9 protein-coding genes are annotated in these 16,133 nt (G+C 63.0%); 7 read left to right on the forward strand and 2 right to left on the reverse strand.

The window, feature by feature from the left end; translation table 11 throughout:
* The first annotated feature begins 195 nt into the window (after positions 1 to 195).
* Both uvrA and HMPREF2874_RS02085 read left to right on the forward strand, forming a co-directional pair.
* Positions 196 to 3,084, forward strand: a complete 2,889-nt coding sequence (gene uvrA, locus HMPREF2874_RS02080; RefSeq protein WP_070648771.1) for an excinuclease ABC subunit UvrA — start codon at positions 196 to 198, stop codon at positions 3,082 to 3,084.
* A 144-nt stretch (positions 3,085 to 3,228) separates the two neighbouring features.
* Entirely contained in the window at positions 3,229 to 4,347 is a 1,119-nt protein-coding gene (locus HMPREF2874_RS02085) for a GNAT family N-acetyltransferase (protein ID WP_070648772.1), read from the forward strand.
* Between the two features lie 102 nt (positions 4,348 to 4,449).
* Here HMPREF2874_RS02085 and HMPREF2874_RS02090 read toward each other — a convergent pair whose 3' ends face one another.
* Both HMPREF2874_RS02090 and HMPREF2874_RS02095 read right to left on the reverse strand, forming a co-directional pair.
* Positions 4,450 to 5,961: a glycoside hydrolase family 1 protein gene (locus HMPREF2874_RS02090; RefSeq protein ID WP_070648773.1), complete on the reverse strand. Its 1,512-nt coding sequence runs from the start codon at positions 5,959 to 5,961 to the stop codon at positions 4,450 to 4,452.
* A 236-nt stretch (positions 5,962 to 6,197) separates the two neighbouring features.
* On the reverse strand, positions 6,198 to 7,697 hold the full coding sequence (locus HMPREF2874_RS02095; RefSeq protein ID WP_070648774.1) for an anion permease: 1,500 nt from the start codon (positions 7,695 to 7,697) through the stop codon (positions 6,198 to 6,200).
* A gap of 371 nt (positions 7,698 to 8,068) precedes the next feature.
* Here HMPREF2874_RS02095 and HMPREF2874_RS02100 point away from each other — a divergent pair, with 371 nt between their 5' ends.
* The 5 genes from HMPREF2874_RS02100 (at position 8,069) to thrS (ending at position 16,127) form a co-directional block, all read left to right on the forward strand.
* The gene (locus HMPREF2874_RS02100; protein WP_070648775.1) at positions 8,069 to 8,767 is read left to right on the forward strand and encodes a lipoate--protein ligase family protein; all 699 of its coding nucleotides are present in this window, start codon (positions 8,069 to 8,071) and stop codon (positions 8,765 to 8,767) included.
* Between the two features lie 70 nt (positions 8,768 to 8,837).
* Positions 8,838 to 9,728 (forward strand): fumarylacetoacetate hydrolase family protein, encoded by an 891-nt coding sequence (locus tag HMPREF2874_RS02105; protein WP_070648776.1) that lies wholly within the window; start codon positions 8,838 to 8,840, stop codon positions 9,726 to 9,728.
* A 762-nt stretch (positions 9,729 to 10,490) separates the two neighbouring features.
* A complete protein-coding gene (locus HMPREF2874_RS02110) occupies positions 10,491 to 13,436 on the forward strand; it encodes a Rib/alpha-like domain-containing protein (protein WP_246823748.1) in 2,946 nt (981 codons plus the stop codon).
* A gap of 115 nt (positions 13,437 to 13,551) precedes the next feature.
* Complete coding sequence (locus HMPREF2874_RS09475; protein ID WP_083309814.1) at positions 13,552 to 13,962, forward strand: ArsR/SmtB family transcription factor; 411 nt, start codon at positions 13,552 to 13,554, stop codon at positions 13,960 to 13,962.
* A 131-nt stretch (positions 13,963 to 14,093) separates the two neighbouring features.
* Entirely contained in the window at positions 14,094 to 16,127 is a 2,034-nt protein-coding gene (thrS, locus tag HMPREF2874_RS02120; protein WP_070648777.1) for a threonine--tRNA ligase, read from the forward strand.
* Positions 16,128 to 16,133: the final 6 nt, after the last annotated feature.

Below are 16,133 nucleotides of genomic sequence, written 5' to 3' on the forward strand. Positions count from 1 at the left end.
CCGCCACGCGAATTTGGAATGTCTCTTCGTGCGTGCGCGACGCCCCTCCTTCCGCGCGTTTTTGCGGATGCTTCGGGCTCGCCGTGCGGCTTCGCACTGCACCCTTACGCCCCGTACGCCGGCAACTTAATCCCGCCGGCTACAGGGCGCTAAGGTGTAGAATTTAAATTCGAAGATAAGACGAAAGGATTTTCGATGACACCCCGCCCAGCACACGGTAGCACCGCACTCAAAGCGAACGATCTGACCAGTATCCGGGTTCAGGGTGCCCGCGAAAACAACCTCAAGAACGTAGACCTCACCATCCCGCGTGATGCGATGGTCGTCTTCACCGGCCTCTCCGGCTCCGGTAAGTCCTCCCTCGCCTTCGACACCATCTTTGCGGAGGGTCAGCGCCGCTACGTCGAATCGCTCTCCTCCTACGCCCGCATGTTCCTGGGCCAGGTCGACAAGCCCGACGTAGACTTCATCGAGGGCCTCTCGCCGGCGGTGTCTATCGACCAGAAGTCCACCTCCAAGAACCCGCGCTCAACCGTCGGTACCATCACCGAAATCTACGACTACATGCGTCTGCTCTGGGCGCGCATCGGCCACCCGCACTGCCCGGTCTGCGGTGAGGAAATCACCCGGCAGACCCCGCAACAGATTGTGGACATCCTGCAGGCATACCCCGAACGCACCCGACTGCAGATTCTTGCGCCCGTCGTCAGTGCACGCAAGGGCGAGTTCGTGGACCTCTTCAAGGACCTGCTCACCCAGGGCTACTCGCGCGCCCGTGTGGACGGCGAAACCGTGCAGCTCTCCGATCCGCCCAAGCTCGCCAAGCAGTACAAGCACACCATCGAGGTGGTCGTCGACCGCATCGTCATTAAGGACGGTATTCACCAGCGCCTGACTGACTCCGTCGAAACCGCTCTCAAGCTCGCCGACGGCCGCGTGCTCATCGACTTCGTGGACCGCGAGCAGGACGACCCCGAGCGCACCCGCTCCTTCAGCGAGAACCTCGCCTGCCCCAATAACCACCCGCTGCAGATTGACACCATCGAGCCGCGTTCCTTCTCCTTCAATTCGCCGTTTGGCGCGTGTAGCGCCTGCGACGGCATCGGCTCGCGCCTGGAGGTCGACACCGACCTGCTCGTGCCCAACCCCGACCTGACCCTCGGCGAGGGCGCCATCGCCCCCTGGTCGCAGGGCAAGGCCACCACCGAATACTGGCTACGCCTGCTCGCCGGCCTGGGGGAGGAGCTCGGCTTCGACCTGAACACTCCCTTTAAGGACCTGCCCGCCAAGGCCCGCGCCGCCATCCTGGACGGCAAGGACTACAAGGTTGAGGTCTCCTACCGCAACCGTTTCGGCCGCGAACGCCGCTACACCTCCGGATTCGAGGGCGTGAAGGCCTACATTAAGCGCAAGCACGAAGAAACCGAATCGGACTTCGCCCGCGACCGCTACGAACAGTACATGCGCCAGGTCGCCTGCCCCTCCTGCGGCGGCGCGCGCCTGAACCCGACCATCCTCGGCGTGAAGGTCGGCGGCAAGTCCATCGCCGAGGTTACCGACCTGTCCCTGGCCGACGCGCTCGCCTTCGTGCGTGGTCTGCAGCTCAGCGCCCGCGAAGCCAAGATTGGCGAGCAGGTCCTCAAAGAAATTGACGCGCGCCTGCAGTTCCTGCTGGACGTGGGCCTGGACTACCTGACCCTCTCACGCTCCGCCGGTACGCTCTCCGGCGGTGAGGCCCAGCGCATCCGCCTGGCCACCCAGATCGGCTCGGGGCTGGTCGGCGTGCTCTACGTGCTCGACGAGCCCTCCATCGGCCTGCACCAGCGCGACAACCGCCGCCTCATCGAAACCCTCACCAAGCTGCGCGACATGGGCAACACGCTTATCGTGGTTGAGCACGACGAAGACACCATGCGCGAAGCCGACTGGATCGTGGACGTAGGACCCGGCGCCGGCGAGCACGGCGGTGAAATCGTGCACTCCGGTAGCTTTGAGGAGCTGCTGAAGAACACCAAATCCATTACCGGCGACTACATGGCTGGCCGCCGCCGCATCGAGGTGCCCGCCTCCCGCCGCCCCGTGGACAAGAAGCGCCAGCTGACCGTGCGCGGCGCCCGCGAAAACAACCTCAAGAACGTGACCGTGTCCTTCCCCCTGGGCGTGTTCACCGCGGTGACCGGCGTGTCCGGCTCGGGTAAATCCACCCTGGTCAACGACATTCTGTACACCTCCCTGGCGAACAAGCTCAACGGCGCCAAGCAGGTGCCCGGCCGCCACAAGAGCATCGACGGCTTGGAACACCTGGACAAGGTCATTCACGTGGATCAGTCGCCCATCGGCCGTACCCCGCGCTCGAATCCCGCCACCTACACGGGCGTGTTCGACCACATCCGCAAGCTGTTCGCAGAGACCAGCGAGGCGAAAATGCGCGGTTACACCCCGGGTCGCTTCTCCTTCAACGTGAAGGGCGGCCGCTGCGAGGACTGCTCCGGCGACGGCACCCTGAAGATTGAAATGAACTTCCTGCCGGACGTGTACGTGCCCTGCGAAACCTGCCACGGCAAGCGCTACAACCGCGAAACCCTCGAGGTGCACTACAAGGGCAAGACCATCGCCGACGTGCTCGAAATGCCCGTGGAGGAGGCCGCAGAGTTCTTCGCCGCGTTCACTCCGATTGCGCGCCACCTGAACACCCTCGTGGACGTGGGCCTGGGCTACATTCGCCTGGGACAGCCCGCAACCACCCTCTCCGGCGGTGAGGCGCAGCGCGTGAAGCTCGCAACCGAACTGCAGAAGCGCTCCAACGGCCGCTCCATCTACGTGCTGGACGAGCCGACCACCGGCCTGCACTTTGAAGACATCCGCAAGCTGCTCGCCGTGCTGCAATCGCTGGTTGACAAGGGCAATAGCGTCATCACCATCGAGCACAACTTGGACGTCATCAAGTGCGCTGACTGGATTGTCGACATGGGTCCCGAAGGCGGTAGCGGCGGCGGCACCGTCATCGCCGAAGGTACCCCGGAGCACGTGGCGACCGTCAAAGGCTCGCACACCGGCGCCTTCCTGGCGGAAATTCTGAAATAGCGTAGGCAGCCCGACCCCGCGCCCGTGTGGCGCGTAGGGTCGGGCTGAGACCGTATTGCCGCCCCGTCTCCCCGTCGATGACACTGCGGCGGGATGCGGTGACCGCATCTCAACCAAAAACTCAATGACGAACGAGAGGACCCCGTGAACACCGAAGATCGCGTCAAAGCAGCCCAAGCCAAGCTCGCCGCCCTCGGTGCGCGTCGCGGTGCCGTGACCACCCTGGACCGGGCGCGGCACATCCTGCACACCCAGCTTGAGGCGGACTTCTGCCAGGCGCCCGGGTCGATTAGCCGCGCCCTTCAAGAGATGCGCGACAATCCTGAGGCCGAGAGCCTACCGCTACTCGCCACCGTGCAGCCTCCCTCCGAGAAGATGGGTGCCACACGCCGCCGCAACGACGACATCTGGGAGCTGCGCGTCGCCAACTACGCGAGCGTAGGCATTCTCTGCGCCAAGCATCCGCGCGTGCTGGACAAAGCCATCGACTACATGCTCGGCGACCAGTCGAACTGGCTGGGCGACTATGCACAGCTTCGCCAGCTTAACGAACTGCTCACCCCCTACACCCAGCAGGTTAGCGGCACGAGCATCTACTATACGCCCGGCCGCGCCCTGCTGAACTCGGTCGTACCCGAGGGCGTGCAGGCGCAGGAGGTCAAGTGCGCCGTGCCCGGTGTGGGCATGATGCGCCGCGTCGACCCCGCCGAGCTGAAGGCGGCACTGCTTGCCGAAATCACCGGCGAGCGCACTATTCGCAGGGAGGCGAACGCCTCCGCGGGGGCGCTTGAGGTTGCCCCGGAGGATACGGAAGCGCGCGTAACCCGCCTGCGCGTGGACCTGCTGAGCGAAGAGCAGATCGAGTCGTTCCGCGGGGATAAGCGTTACTCAAACGCCCTGGGCTTTAGTGAACGCCGCCCGGATGTGCTGGTGCTCGCCGCCTACGCTGTAGACGGCGCCGGTGACACCGAAGGTGCCGGCATCCCCGCAAATGCCGACCCGGTAGCCATGGTGGGTATGAGCGACGACTCGCCGATTATGCGTCAGATCGGTATTGATGTGCTGCCCGCCTTCCGCGGCGCGGGTATTGCGAGTGCCCTGGTGCGCGATGCCGCACGCCTGACCCTGGCGGAAGGGTACCTGCCGTTCTACGGTACGAGCCCGTCGCACATGCTGTCGCAGCGGGTTGCGTTGAACGCGGGGCTGGTGCCGACCTGGTGGGAGTACGTTTCCACCAGCATGAACGACCTGCCCATGGACTAGGCATTATGTACGTAAAGGCCCCCGAGATTCGGAGTCTCGGGGGCCTTTTATATGCTGAGTTTCGCGTGCTAGTTTCGCGGGGCGGGGGTAGAACCTGACCGGTTACAGCTCCGCACCGTTGCTGGCAATCACCTCGCGGTACCAGTGGAAGGACTTCTTGCGGTAACGCTCCAGGGTGCCGGTGCCGTCGTCGTTACGGTCCACGTAGATGAACCCGTAGCGCTTGGACATCTGCGCGGTGGAGGCGCTAATCATGTCGATGCATCCCCAGGTGGTGTAGCCGAGCACGTTCACGCCATCCTCAATCGCCTCGCGTACGGCGTGCAGGTGCTGGCGCAGGTAGTCGATGCGGTAGTCATCTTCCACGGTGAGTTCGCCGTCCACCTCGACCAGCTCGTCGCGTGCGCCCAGGCCGTTCTCCACGATGAACAGCGGCTTCTGCCAGCGGTCCCAGTACTGGTTGAGGACCACGCGCAGGCCGGTCGGGTCGATCTGCCAGCCCCATTCGCTGGCGGGCAGGGTCGGGTTCGCCACGCCGCCGAGGATGTTGCCTTCGCCGCGCTCGCCGCGTGCCGGGTCGCCGGTCGCGCAGGTGGACATGTAGTAGCTGAACGACACGAAATCCACGGTGTTCTTCAGGTCTTCGCGGTCCTGCTCGGTGATGTTCAGCTCCACGCCCTTCTCACGCAGGGCTCGCAGGAAGTAGCCGGGGTAGGCGCCGCGCACGTGCACGTCGCCGAACGCGAAGTTCGCCTGTTCCGCCTGCATGGCGGCGAGTACGTCGGCAGGGTCGGGGGTGAGCGGGTAGGTGGGCATGGCAAGAATCATGCAACCAATCTGCGCGCCGGGCGCGAGTTCGCGAGCCGCCGCGGTGGCGCGCGCGGAGGCGACCAGCTCGTGGTGCATCGCCTGGTAGAGGTCGGCGTCGCTGAGCTGATCCGCCGGGGTGTTAATACCGCCGGACATGAACGGCAGGTGCAGCATCGAGTTGATTTCGTTGAAGGTCAGCCAGTACTTTACGCGCTTGCCGTAGCGGGCGAACACGGTGCGGGCGTAGCATTCGTAGAAGCCGATGAGTTCGCGGCTGGTCCAGCCGTTGTACGCTTCGACCAGGTGCAGCGGGGTTTCGTAGTGGCTGAGGGTGATGAGCGGCTCCATGCCGTGCTTTTCGAGCTCGTCGAGCACGCGGTCGTAGAAGGCGAGGCCCGCCTCGTTCGGGGTTTCTTCGTCGCCGCGGGGGAAGATGCGCGACCAGGCGATGGAGAAGCGGAAGACCTTAAACCCCATCTCCGCGAGCAGTGCGATGTCTTCGCGGTAGCGGTGGTAGAAGTCGATGCCCTCCAGCTTGAGGTTGTCCTCGGTGGGCTCTGCGGTGCGCGGGTACAGGCCGCCGGCGGGCAGCACATCCTGCAGACTGGGGCCCTTGCCGTCTTCGTTCCAGGCGCCCTCGAACTGGTTGGCGGCGGTGGCGCCTCCGAAGAGGAAACCGGCGGGGAACGCGCCGAGCGGCTGCGGCTCGGTGAGCGCCGGGCTACTGAGCTGCGCGGGGTTGCTGCTGGGCAGGGTGGTGGTTTGGGTGCTGGCTTGGGCAGTAGTGTGCTGGTCCTGATGCACGGCGTCCTCCAGGGTGCTGTGGGTCTTTCTTCTACCCTAACGGAGGGGGTGGGGGATTGCTAGGTTTTGCACTGTAAACCGCGCCAAAAACCGCCGTGCGGAGCATCCAGCGGGCGCTGAAAAGCCCGGCATCCTCACACGAAAATTCACGTGAGAATACCGGGCCTTTATGCAGCGATTGCCGGGCTTTTATACAGTGCTTGACGCTGAGCTAAGCCGCCGCGGGGCTTGCGCTACTAGTTAGCGAAGCCGAGTGCGAACAGCCATGCGGTACCGACAGAACCCCAGATGACGAGGTTCACGATAGCGGCCATGAAACCGACCTTGAACCATTCGCCCACGCTGAAGTATCCGGAACCGTAGTACACGCCGGCCGGGCCGGAGGCGTAGTGGGTGATACCACCAATCAGGTTACCCATGAAGCCGAGGAACAGCGCCGCAAACATCGGCGGAACACCCGCGGTAACCGCCGCACCGAGGAACACAGCGTACAGTGCCACAATCTGCGCGGTGTTCGAAGCGAACATATAGTGGATGAAGAAGTACGCCAGAACCAGGACCGCGAACGCCATGGGCCACGCCATGCCGCTGACGCTGTTCGCCGCCTGCTGACCAATCCAGTCCACGACCTTGAGCTTCTTCAGGTGGTCTGCCATACCGACGAGTACGGCGAAGAAGATGAGGGTGGACCATGCGCTGGAGTTCTTCGCCAGGTCCTTCCAGGTCAGGACCTTGGTGACCAGCAGAATTGCGATGCCGAAGAATGCTGCGCTGGTGGCGTCAATACCCAGGGAAGTACCGGTAACCCACAGGACCAGCAGCATCACAAAGGTGCCGAGTATGATCCATTCCTTGGAGCTCATGGGGCCCATTTCGTGCAGTTCCTGGCGGGCGTGCTCGGGTGCGTCCGGGGTCTTCTTGATGGTCGGCGGGTAAATCTTCGACATAATCCACGGCATCACAATCAGTGCCGCAAGGCCGGGAACGATTGCCGCAAGCGCCCAGGTGCCCCAGTCAAGGTTGATGCCGCGGTCGTGCGCGAACTTCTGCGCCAGCGGGTTACCCGCCATTGCGGTCAGGAACATTGCCGCGGTGATGGTGTTGACCTGCGCCTCGGTCATGAGCAGGTAGGAACCGAGCTTACGGCGCGATTCGGGGGTCTCGTTCGTGGAGCCGTTGACCTCGGAGAGGGAACGGATAATCGGGTAAATCACGCCACCGGCACGCGCCGTGTTGGAGGGGGTGGCGGGGGCGAGCACCAGGTCGGTGATTGCCATACCGTAGGACAGACCGAGCGAGGACTTGCCGAGCGCACGCACGAACAGCAGTGCGATGCGCTTGCCCAGACCGGTGATGAGGAAGCCGTCGGCGATGAAGAACGCGGCAACAATAATCCAGATGGAGGAGTTACCGAAGCCGGTCAGCGCCTCGTTCTTTGCCGCCATGGTGCCGGTAATCATTGCGGCGCCCAGGCCAACAAGCGCCACTGACGGGGTCGGTAGCGGCTGCAGGATCAGGCCGAGGATGGTGCCGACGAAGATGGCGAGCATGTGCATGCCGCGCGGGTCGACGCCTTCGGGGGCGGGAACGAACCAGATGGCGAGGGTCGCTACAAGGATGATGGCAACGTGCAGAATCAGCTTGTTTCGCTGCTTGCGGGCTGCGTTCGCGTCCTTGCCGTTCACCTCCGGTTTGGTTGCGGCGGCGGGTGCCGCTGTGTTGGTGGACTGTGACATGTCCGTACTCCTTATATGAAACGTACAGTTTGGTCCGTGGCGGGTGGTTCCGTCACGGTGTGCGCGTTTCTTCTGCGTTGTCATGCTGTGTTGTGTACTTGTGGCAACGTGTGGGATGCCACGTAGTCCTTTAATCGTAATGGTTTGGATTCACGGAGTGAATAAATTCGGCATAAAAATGTGGGTATGATGCCGCGTATGGGCGGCGGGGGATGCGGCGGGAAAATGACCGGGAGAGAACGCTGGGAGAACGCCGGGGGAGCGCTGAGGAACGCGCCGCCCTTGGGCTACCCCTGAGCTGTTCCTGGGCCGCCCTTGAGACGCTCCGCAACCCACACGCCAGCGTGACGAGCGCAACGTAAAATAGGAACGTGCAGATTATTCGAGAAACCACGCCCGAGTCGGGTGATATCCTCATTCACCACGAGCAGACGGTGCAGATGCTCCGCGAGGTGGCAACCGGCAAGCGTGAAGCCACCCTACGCATGTATCAGCCGAACCCGACGGTCGCGTTCGGCCGCCGTGACGAGCTGAACTCCGGCTTCGCGGAAGCCTCTGCGGCGTGTGCTGAGCACGGCTTCGAGGTGCTAGTGCGTAAGGTCGGTGGGCATGCCGCCGCATACCATCAGGGGTGCCTGGTCGTGGACCATTTTCAGCCCGCCTCCGACGCCCGCAGCGGCAACACCCTACGCTACGAACTGTTCGGTTCCATGTACGCACAGGCGTTGCGCGAGGTCGGCGTGGATGCGCGCATGGGCGAGATTCCGGGGGAGTACTGCCCCGGCGAGTATTCGGTGCACGCGCAGCTGCCCGCCTCCGCAGGTGGTGGCCGCATCAAACTGGTCGGCACCGCCCAGCGCGTGGTGACCGGCGGCTGGTGGTTTAGCACCGGCATCGTGGTCTCCGATTCTGCGCCTCTGCGGGCGGTCACCGCTGATGTGTACCGTGCTCTCGGCATGGACCTCGACCCCGCCACGGTGGGCGCGGCGCAGGATGCGAACCCGAGCCTGCTCATGGAGGACCTTGAGGACGCCATCGTGGAGGCCTACGCGAGCCACGGCTTCAAGTAGGCGGCCCGAGGGGGGAGCCCCGGAACATCCGTACACAGTAAACGCACTAGAGTAAAGCAAAGGAGCGCATATGCGTTGGGCACAGATTAAAGACTCGAAGGGCAGCCGCGCGGTCTGCTTCTTCGAGGAGACCGTGTACGAGCTGCCGGCCAAGTTGAGCCCTCTGCTCAATTTCTACAGCCGGTTCCGCCTGAACTTTGGCGACCCGAAGAACGCGCTGTCGATTCTGAAGGAGAACGGCGCGACGGTCATGGGTCACAGCGAGCAGCTCTGGGAATCCCTGCCCTTCGTGCGGCCGCTGGATAAGCCCGGCAAGGTCGTGTGCGCCGGCCTGAACTACCGCGACCACGCCGAAGAGATGAACCTGCCGGTGCCCGAGTACCCGGCGCTCTTTGCGAAGTTCTCGAACGCGCTCATCGGCCCGAATGATCAGATTCGCATGCCCGCCGACGACGGCACGGGCAGCACGAAGGTCGACTGGGAGGTTGAGCTGGGCCTGGTGGTCGGGGTGCGCCTGCGCAACGCCACCGAGGAGCAGGCGCTTGAGGCGCTGATGGGCTACACGGTCATCAACGACGTGTCGGTGCGTGATTGGCAAGGGCGTTCTTCGGAGTGGTTCCAGGGTAAGAACTGGGATGCGATGACTCCGTTCGGCCCGGTCATCGTGAGCGCCGACGAGGTGGATCCGCTTGCCGGCCTGGAGCTGACCTGCGCGGTAGACGGTGAGGTGCGTCAGCGCGGCTCGACCGCGGACATGCTGTTCAGCCCCGCGTACCTGCTGTCGTATATTTCGCGGTTCATGACCCTGGAGCCCGGCGATATCGTGGCCACGGGTACGCCCGCCGGTGTGGGGCTTTCGCTGCATCCGCGCCGGTGGCTGAAGCCGGGGCAGGAGGTGCGCACCCGCATCGAGGGCATCGGCGAGCTGGTGAATGTCTGCTCGGAGGCAGGCGCGCTGTAGGGGAGTGTCTGCAGGATAGGGACGATGCGGGACCGGTTCGGCCGATACGGTTTCGTGCCGGTTCCTGTTGAAAAGGCCCGGATTGCGGCCCTTCGCCCGGGTCCTCAGAAGGCCTCCAGAACTGAATACTTATGCATCCCATCCGCGTCGGCAAGGCGCGGGTGGGATGCCCTTTTATGCCTTATCTGCCTAGTGGAAACCGCGCAAGGGGGATTACATTCTAGGGTAAGAAAAATTGCAGGAATGAATGATTAATCTGTGCGCAAGAGCGGGATTAGGGTGTAAAAACCTTCACCCTTTACCCCGATTTCACCCTCGCGCGAAGGGGTTCGAGGTGTTTGTGGCGGGGTGGCTACGGGGGTGCGATGGGGCAGGAGTCCCAGGATGTGGCCGAGTGTGAGAAATTCAACATTTGTCATGTCGGGGGTCACAGTGGGCTTGTTTGGTGCACCATTTCGGGGAAGGGTGCGGATTTTTTGTTTTTCGTCGGGAGTTTCCTCTGACTAGGAGGAAGGCTTAGGCACTCGGGTGCAAATTCTTTTGAAACGAACACCTGTAAATACATTACAGTGCAGTGATAATTCACCCTGAACCTAAACCTTTAGCGACTATATGGGTGGTTACTGTCACATTCTCGTTTTGCGCTTACCCCTCGGGAATCGGTAGGGTATGGGGATTGTCTGAGAGTTTCCTGGGAATTCCTGCCAGTTTCTCGGGGCGTCGCAACGCACTCGCAGACGAATATTTCACTCACGTCCGTGTTTGTTCATACAAACGCACTCACTCAAACAAGCCGACACGAACGGAAGAAAAACGCATGACCATTACTGCACCCAAAAACCAGGTACAGAACCCCGCGGTACCACTGCTGAGGCCGCCGCGCAGAACTTTACGCAGGCCCTCGCGCTAACCTCAGCGACGGGCCTGGCCGCCGGCTCGGAGCAACACGCGAACCCGCGCGTTGCCGGCCGCCGCCGCGCATCCCTCGCCGTCACCGCGGCACTGGCCACCGCCATCACCGGCGCCAACCTGCCGGCAACCTTCGCGGCTCCCGCCGCTTCGACGACCACGCAAGGCACCTCCAGCGAAACCAATTGCGTTGAGGCCGGCCAGAAGAACGTGCCGACCCTCGCAACCCTCACCTCCGTGGCACCCGGCCCCACCTGCTACTGGAACGAAGACCAGCAGGCAAAGACCATCAACACCCTGGCACCGGTGAACTCGTCCCTGACTCGGGAAAACCTGATTACCACCGAGAACACCTCGCCCCTGAGTGGCAAGCTCGCCAGCGACTCCTTCGCCGCGCAGAAGCTCACCGGCACCGAAGCCGTTGCCCCCAACAGCAGCGAGATCAGCCGCACCTTCCTCGAGTACAGCGCGGACGCCGGTAACCACCCCGTCACCACCGCCATTAACGCGGGTACCGTCCGCAAGGACCGCTCCCAGACCGTTGGCGCCCACGAGAACATCCCGACCCTCGCGGTGAACTCCGCCAACCCGCACCAGGAGTATGTCGAGGTCGTCTCCCGCGATCAGCGCGTTAACGCCAAGGCTGAGAATAAGCGCATCCTGACCGGCGGCGTGCCGATTCCGGGCTGGCTGGCCGAAGACCACGGCCTCTCGGGTGACCAGTCCCTCGCCCTGTACGACGAGGCGACCGGCATCTGGCGTTCCTACTTCAAGTTCGTGAAGGACGCCGACGCCCAGACCTACACCAGCACCGCCCGTGTGCAGGTTGGCGGCGGCAACGCCTCCACCCCCAAGAGCGCCAAGATTCAGTACGAGACCGTGGGCCGCGGCAACGCCGGTCAGACCGTGACCATCAAGGCCCCCGTAAGCATCGACGTGAAGTCCGGCAACGCCCGCACCTCGTACCCGATCGCGCGCGGCGCCAAGTTCCGCCTGGCCAAGAATGTGCCCGGCGCGTCCATCAACGAGACCACCGGTGAGATTACCTACAAGGTGCCTGCAGGAACCCGCGGCACCGTGGATATTCCCGTGGCGGTGGACTACCCTGCGACCTACCACGTCTCCTCGGGCGGCTACATGCTCGCCAAGCCCAACTTCGAGGGCGTGGGCGAGGACAACTACTGGCTGACCCTCAAGAACGGCACCTCCTCGGTCGTGGGCATGGCCAACGAGCTCACCCAGATTGGCGTGGACGAGCTGAAGGCCGGCAAGATCAACCACATGGTCTCCATTACTGCCGCCGACTACGCCGCCATGAGCGCTTCCTTCCCCGCGAAGGGTACCGACGGCAAGCTGGACCTTTCCAAGTACCCGAACGCACCGCGTGCCGGCCAGCGTGGCTTCCTGCCCGCCAGCTTCGACGTGGAGGAGTTCCTGGCCAACACCGGCCACGCGGACGACCAGCTCACCCGCATGATCCTGACCGCGATGAAGGAATACGGCTTCATCCTGACGGACCACAACCTCTTCACCAACGCCTTCAACCTGGAGGCTCCCAGCTCCTACGCGCCCTACGCGCGCCAGGGTAAGAACGTGTACAAGGAAGACCCGCAGCTGGCCGCCATGTTCGCGAACTTCGTGCCCAGCGGCTTTACGGGCAACCAGTTCCCGTGGCAGCAGGTGCAGTGGATGCCGGTGAACTACACCGAGTCCGCAGAGAACGCCGCCCGCCGCGAGGGCCTGCAGGTTCCCGAGACGAACGCCGCCACCGATGCGAAGGCCGTCACCGATAACGCGGCGGATAACGCCGCCGATAAGGATAAGCAGGGCGCCGCGGAGAAGATTGCACGCCCCGTGACCGCACGCAGCCTGCGCGTTCGCCGCGCCACCGTGCGCACCCCGGATGCGCCGCGCATCAGCGACGCCGACAGCCAGGCGACCGCGGTGAACCAGGCCTCGGGCGCCGTGAAGTTCAGCTTCCCCGCTGACTCCTACGGCAAGACCGGAACCGGGTCCGGCGTGATTTACCAGCCGGCAGAGCATCACGCCACCGTCTACTCGGGTGAAACCGCCGTGGCGCAGAGCGTGCACCAGAGCCACAAGGTCTCCCCGAACTACCGTTACGCCCGCGACTACAATTTCCAGGAAATCGAGCAGACCCCGAACTTCCGCCCCAGCCGCTGGGTGAACAAGGAGAAGGTCAACACCGCTGGTGGCCAGTTCTCCAGCGCTGAGACCGGTATTCGTTTTGCCTCCAACGGCAAGACCGGCACCTACTCGATTGATCTGAATACCCACGAGGTCACCGGCACCACCTGGGACCTGCGTCGCGATAATGGTTCGAAGATTACCGTGAACCGCACCGGCAAGGCACCCGCCCGCATGTCCGACGTGAAGGCGAAGAAGGGTGCAGCCGCGCAGCTGTACTCGATCCCGCTGAAGGTGCACGTTGTGGATAAGAACAGCCCGATTGCCCGCGAGGATTCGGTCTCGCTGTACTCGGGTACCACCCAGAACGTGGCGGTGCTGAACAACGACGAGGCTTCCTTCGGCGCGTTCAGCCGCGGTGAGACCGTGAAGAAGCTGGAGCTGCTGAACCAGCGCGGCCAGGTCGTCAGCTCCTACAGCGACGAGTACGGCACCTACCGCGTGGTGAACCTGCCCGACGGCACCCAGGGCATTGCGGTGACCGCCAAGTCGAAGCAGGGTTTCGCGCCGCTGGTTCGCTACCGCGCGGTGACCGACAAGGGCGTGAAGTCCTCCGAGGGTTACCTGCAGGTGGCAGTCGCTAACCGCTAGCCGGACGCACCAGCAGTATTAGCGCACATAGGGGAGAGGGGCACGTCAAGAAAGCACGCCGCGCAGGCGTAACTTCCTTGACGTGCCCCGCACCTGTACATAAGGTGAAAATACTATGACTAGCCACCACGAAGACCACCACGAAAATTCCGCCGAAGCTAACACCCACCACGCCGACCACGCTACCGGGGCGCCCGCCTCCGCACCTCTTTTCGAGGGGAGCGGCCCCAAGGACTGGGAGGAGCAGTTCGGCCCGTCCGTGGCAATCTTCTCGGCGCTCGCGAACCCGCTGCGCCTGGCCATTGCGCACCACCTGGTGCACCGCCCGCACAGCGTGAGCGAGCTGCACACCTGCCTGGGTATTTCTCAGCCGCTGGCCTCGCATCACCTGCGCATCCTGCGTGAGGCGCACGTGATTGACCGCGAGCAGCACGGCCGCACCACGATTTATCGTCTGAAGGACCATCATATTAGTCACATTGTGACTGACGTTCACGAGCATACGCGTGAGCATCATGCGGACTAGTCCGCCCTCAAGCTGAGCGTTGGCTGGGAGCCGTTGTAAGATGGTGTGTGTCCGTGCACCAGTACAGTGCGGAATAGTATGCGCACCCGCGGCGCCCCGAGCGGCCGCGAGCGCCTGAGTTAAGGAGACTTATGTCTGCCGCTGATTCTTCAGCAATTGTTATTAGCGTTTCCGGTGAGGAACGCGAGGTCACCGCGAAGACTGCCGCTGAGCTGTTCGCTGACGACCCGAAGATCGTTGTGGCACGCGTGAACGGCGTGCTGGTTGATCTCTCCCACGAGCTGTCTGCTGGCGATTCCGTTGAGCCGGTTTTCATTCATGAGCCGGACGGCCTGAACGTTCTGCGCCACTCTGCCGCGCACGTGATGGCGCAGGCGGTGCAGGAGTACCGTAAGGACGCCAAGCTGGGTATTGGCCCGTACATTACTGACGGCTTCTACTTTGACTTTGATGTGGCTGAGCCCTTCACCCCGGAAGATCTGAAGAAGATCGAGAAGTCGATGATGAAGATCATCAAGTCCGGTCAGCTGTTCCGCCGCCGCGTGGTCACCCACGACGAGGCCGTCGCCGAGATGGCGAACGAGCCGTACAAGCTGGAGCTGCTCTCCCTGAGCCAGGGCCCCGGTTCTGGCGCGGATGCTGCCGAGGGCGCATCCGTGGAGGTCGGCGAGGGTGAAATCACCATCTACGACAACGTGCACCCGAAGACCGGCGAGACCGTCTGGAAGGACCTCTGCCGCGGCCCGCACCTGCCGAACACCAAGCTGATTGCTAACGGTTACGCCCTGATGCGTGCCGGTGGCGCGTACTGGCGCGGTTCTGAGAAGAACCCCATGCTGCAGCGTATTTACGGTACCGCATGGCCGACTAAGGACGAGCTGGTCGCCTACAAGGAGCGCATCGCTGAGGCGGAGCGCCGCGACCACCGCCGTCTGGGCCGTGAGCTGGACCTGTTCTCCTTCCCGAAGACCATTGGTCCCGGCCTGCCGGTGATTCACCCCAAGGGTGGCGTGATTAAGCGCGAGATGGAAGACTACGTGCGCACCCGCCACATTCAGGAGGGCTTCCAGTACGTCAGCACCCCGCACATTTCGAAGGAAGACCTGTTCTACACTTCCGGTCACCTTCCGTACTACGCGGATGGCATGTTCCCGCCCATGGAGCTGGACAACGGTAACTACCGCCTGAAGGCTATGAACTGCCCGATGCACAACGAGATTTACCGTTCTCGTGGCCGTTCGTACCGTGAGTTGCCGCTGCGTTTCTTCGAGTTCGGCACCGTGTACCGTGACGAGAAGTCCGGCGTGCTGCAGGGCCTGACCCGCGTGCGCATGATTACCCAGGACGACTCGCACTCGTATGTGACCAAGGAGCAGGCACCGGACGAGGTGCGTCACCTGCTGAAGTTCATGCTGAGCCTGCTTGAGGACTTCGGCATGACTGACTTCTACCTTGAGCTGTCGACTCGCGACACTGAGGGTGATAAGAAGGATAAGTTCATCGGTACTGATGAGCAGTGGGAGGCGGCTACCGCGGTTCTGGAGCAGGTTGCGAAGGAGACCGGTCTGGAGCTCGTTCCGGATCCGGGTGGTGCTGCGTTCTACGGCCCGAAGATTTCGGTTCAGGCGAAGGACGCGATTGGCCGTACCTGGCAGATGTCGACCGTGCAGTACGACTTCAACCAGCCGAGCCGTTTCGGTCTGGAGTACCAGGCTGCTGACGGTACCGTGCAGGAGCCGGTCATGATTCACTCGGCGAAGTTCGGCTCGATTGAGCGCTTCCTGGGCGTGCTGACTGAGCACTATGCGGGTGCGTTCCCGGCATGGCTGTCGCCGGTTCAGGTCATTGGTGTTCCCGTGGCTGAGGCGTTCAACGACTACATGACCGAGATCGCGGACAAGCTGCGTGCGCACGGCGTGCGTGTTGAGGTGGATTACGGTTCGGATCGCTTCACCAAGAAGATTCGTACCGCGTCTACTGAGAAGGTTCCGTTCATTCTGATTGCCGGCGGTGAGGATGCGGAGCACGGCGCTGTTTCGTTCCGTTTCCGCGGTAACAAGCAGGAGAACGGCGTGCCCGTGGATGAGGCTGTGGCACGTATTGTGGAGCATATCCGCAACCGCGTGAACGAAGACCCCAAGCCCAGCACTGAGGCTGCTGAGTAGCACTAG

Source organism: Rothia sp. HMSC068F09 (assembly GCF_001812775.1).
Taxonomy (GTDB): Bacteria; Actinomycetota; Actinomycetes; order Actinomycetales; family Micrococcaceae; genus Rothia; species Rothia mucilaginosa_A.

Coding starts and splice junctions, on each gene's coding strand:
- uvrA (WP_070648771.1), top strand. CDS start 196: ATGACACCCCGCCCAGCACACGGTAGCACCGCACTCAAAGCGAACGAT.
- HMPREF2874_RS02095 (WP_070648774.1), bottom strand. CDS start 7,697: ATGTCACAGTCCACCAACACAGCGGCACCCGCCGCCGCAACCAAACCG.
- HMPREF2874_RS02105 (WP_070648776.1), top strand. CDS start 8,838: ATGCGTTGGGCACAGATTAAAGACTCGAAGGGCAGCCGCGCGGTCTGC.
- HMPREF2874_RS09475 (WP_083309814.1), top strand. CDS start 13,552: ATGACTAGCCACCACGAAGACCACCACGAAAATTCCGCCGAAGCTAAC.
- thrS (WP_070648777.1), top strand. CDS start 14,094: ATGTCTGCCGCTGATTCTTCAGCAATTGTTATTAGCGTTTCCGGTGAG.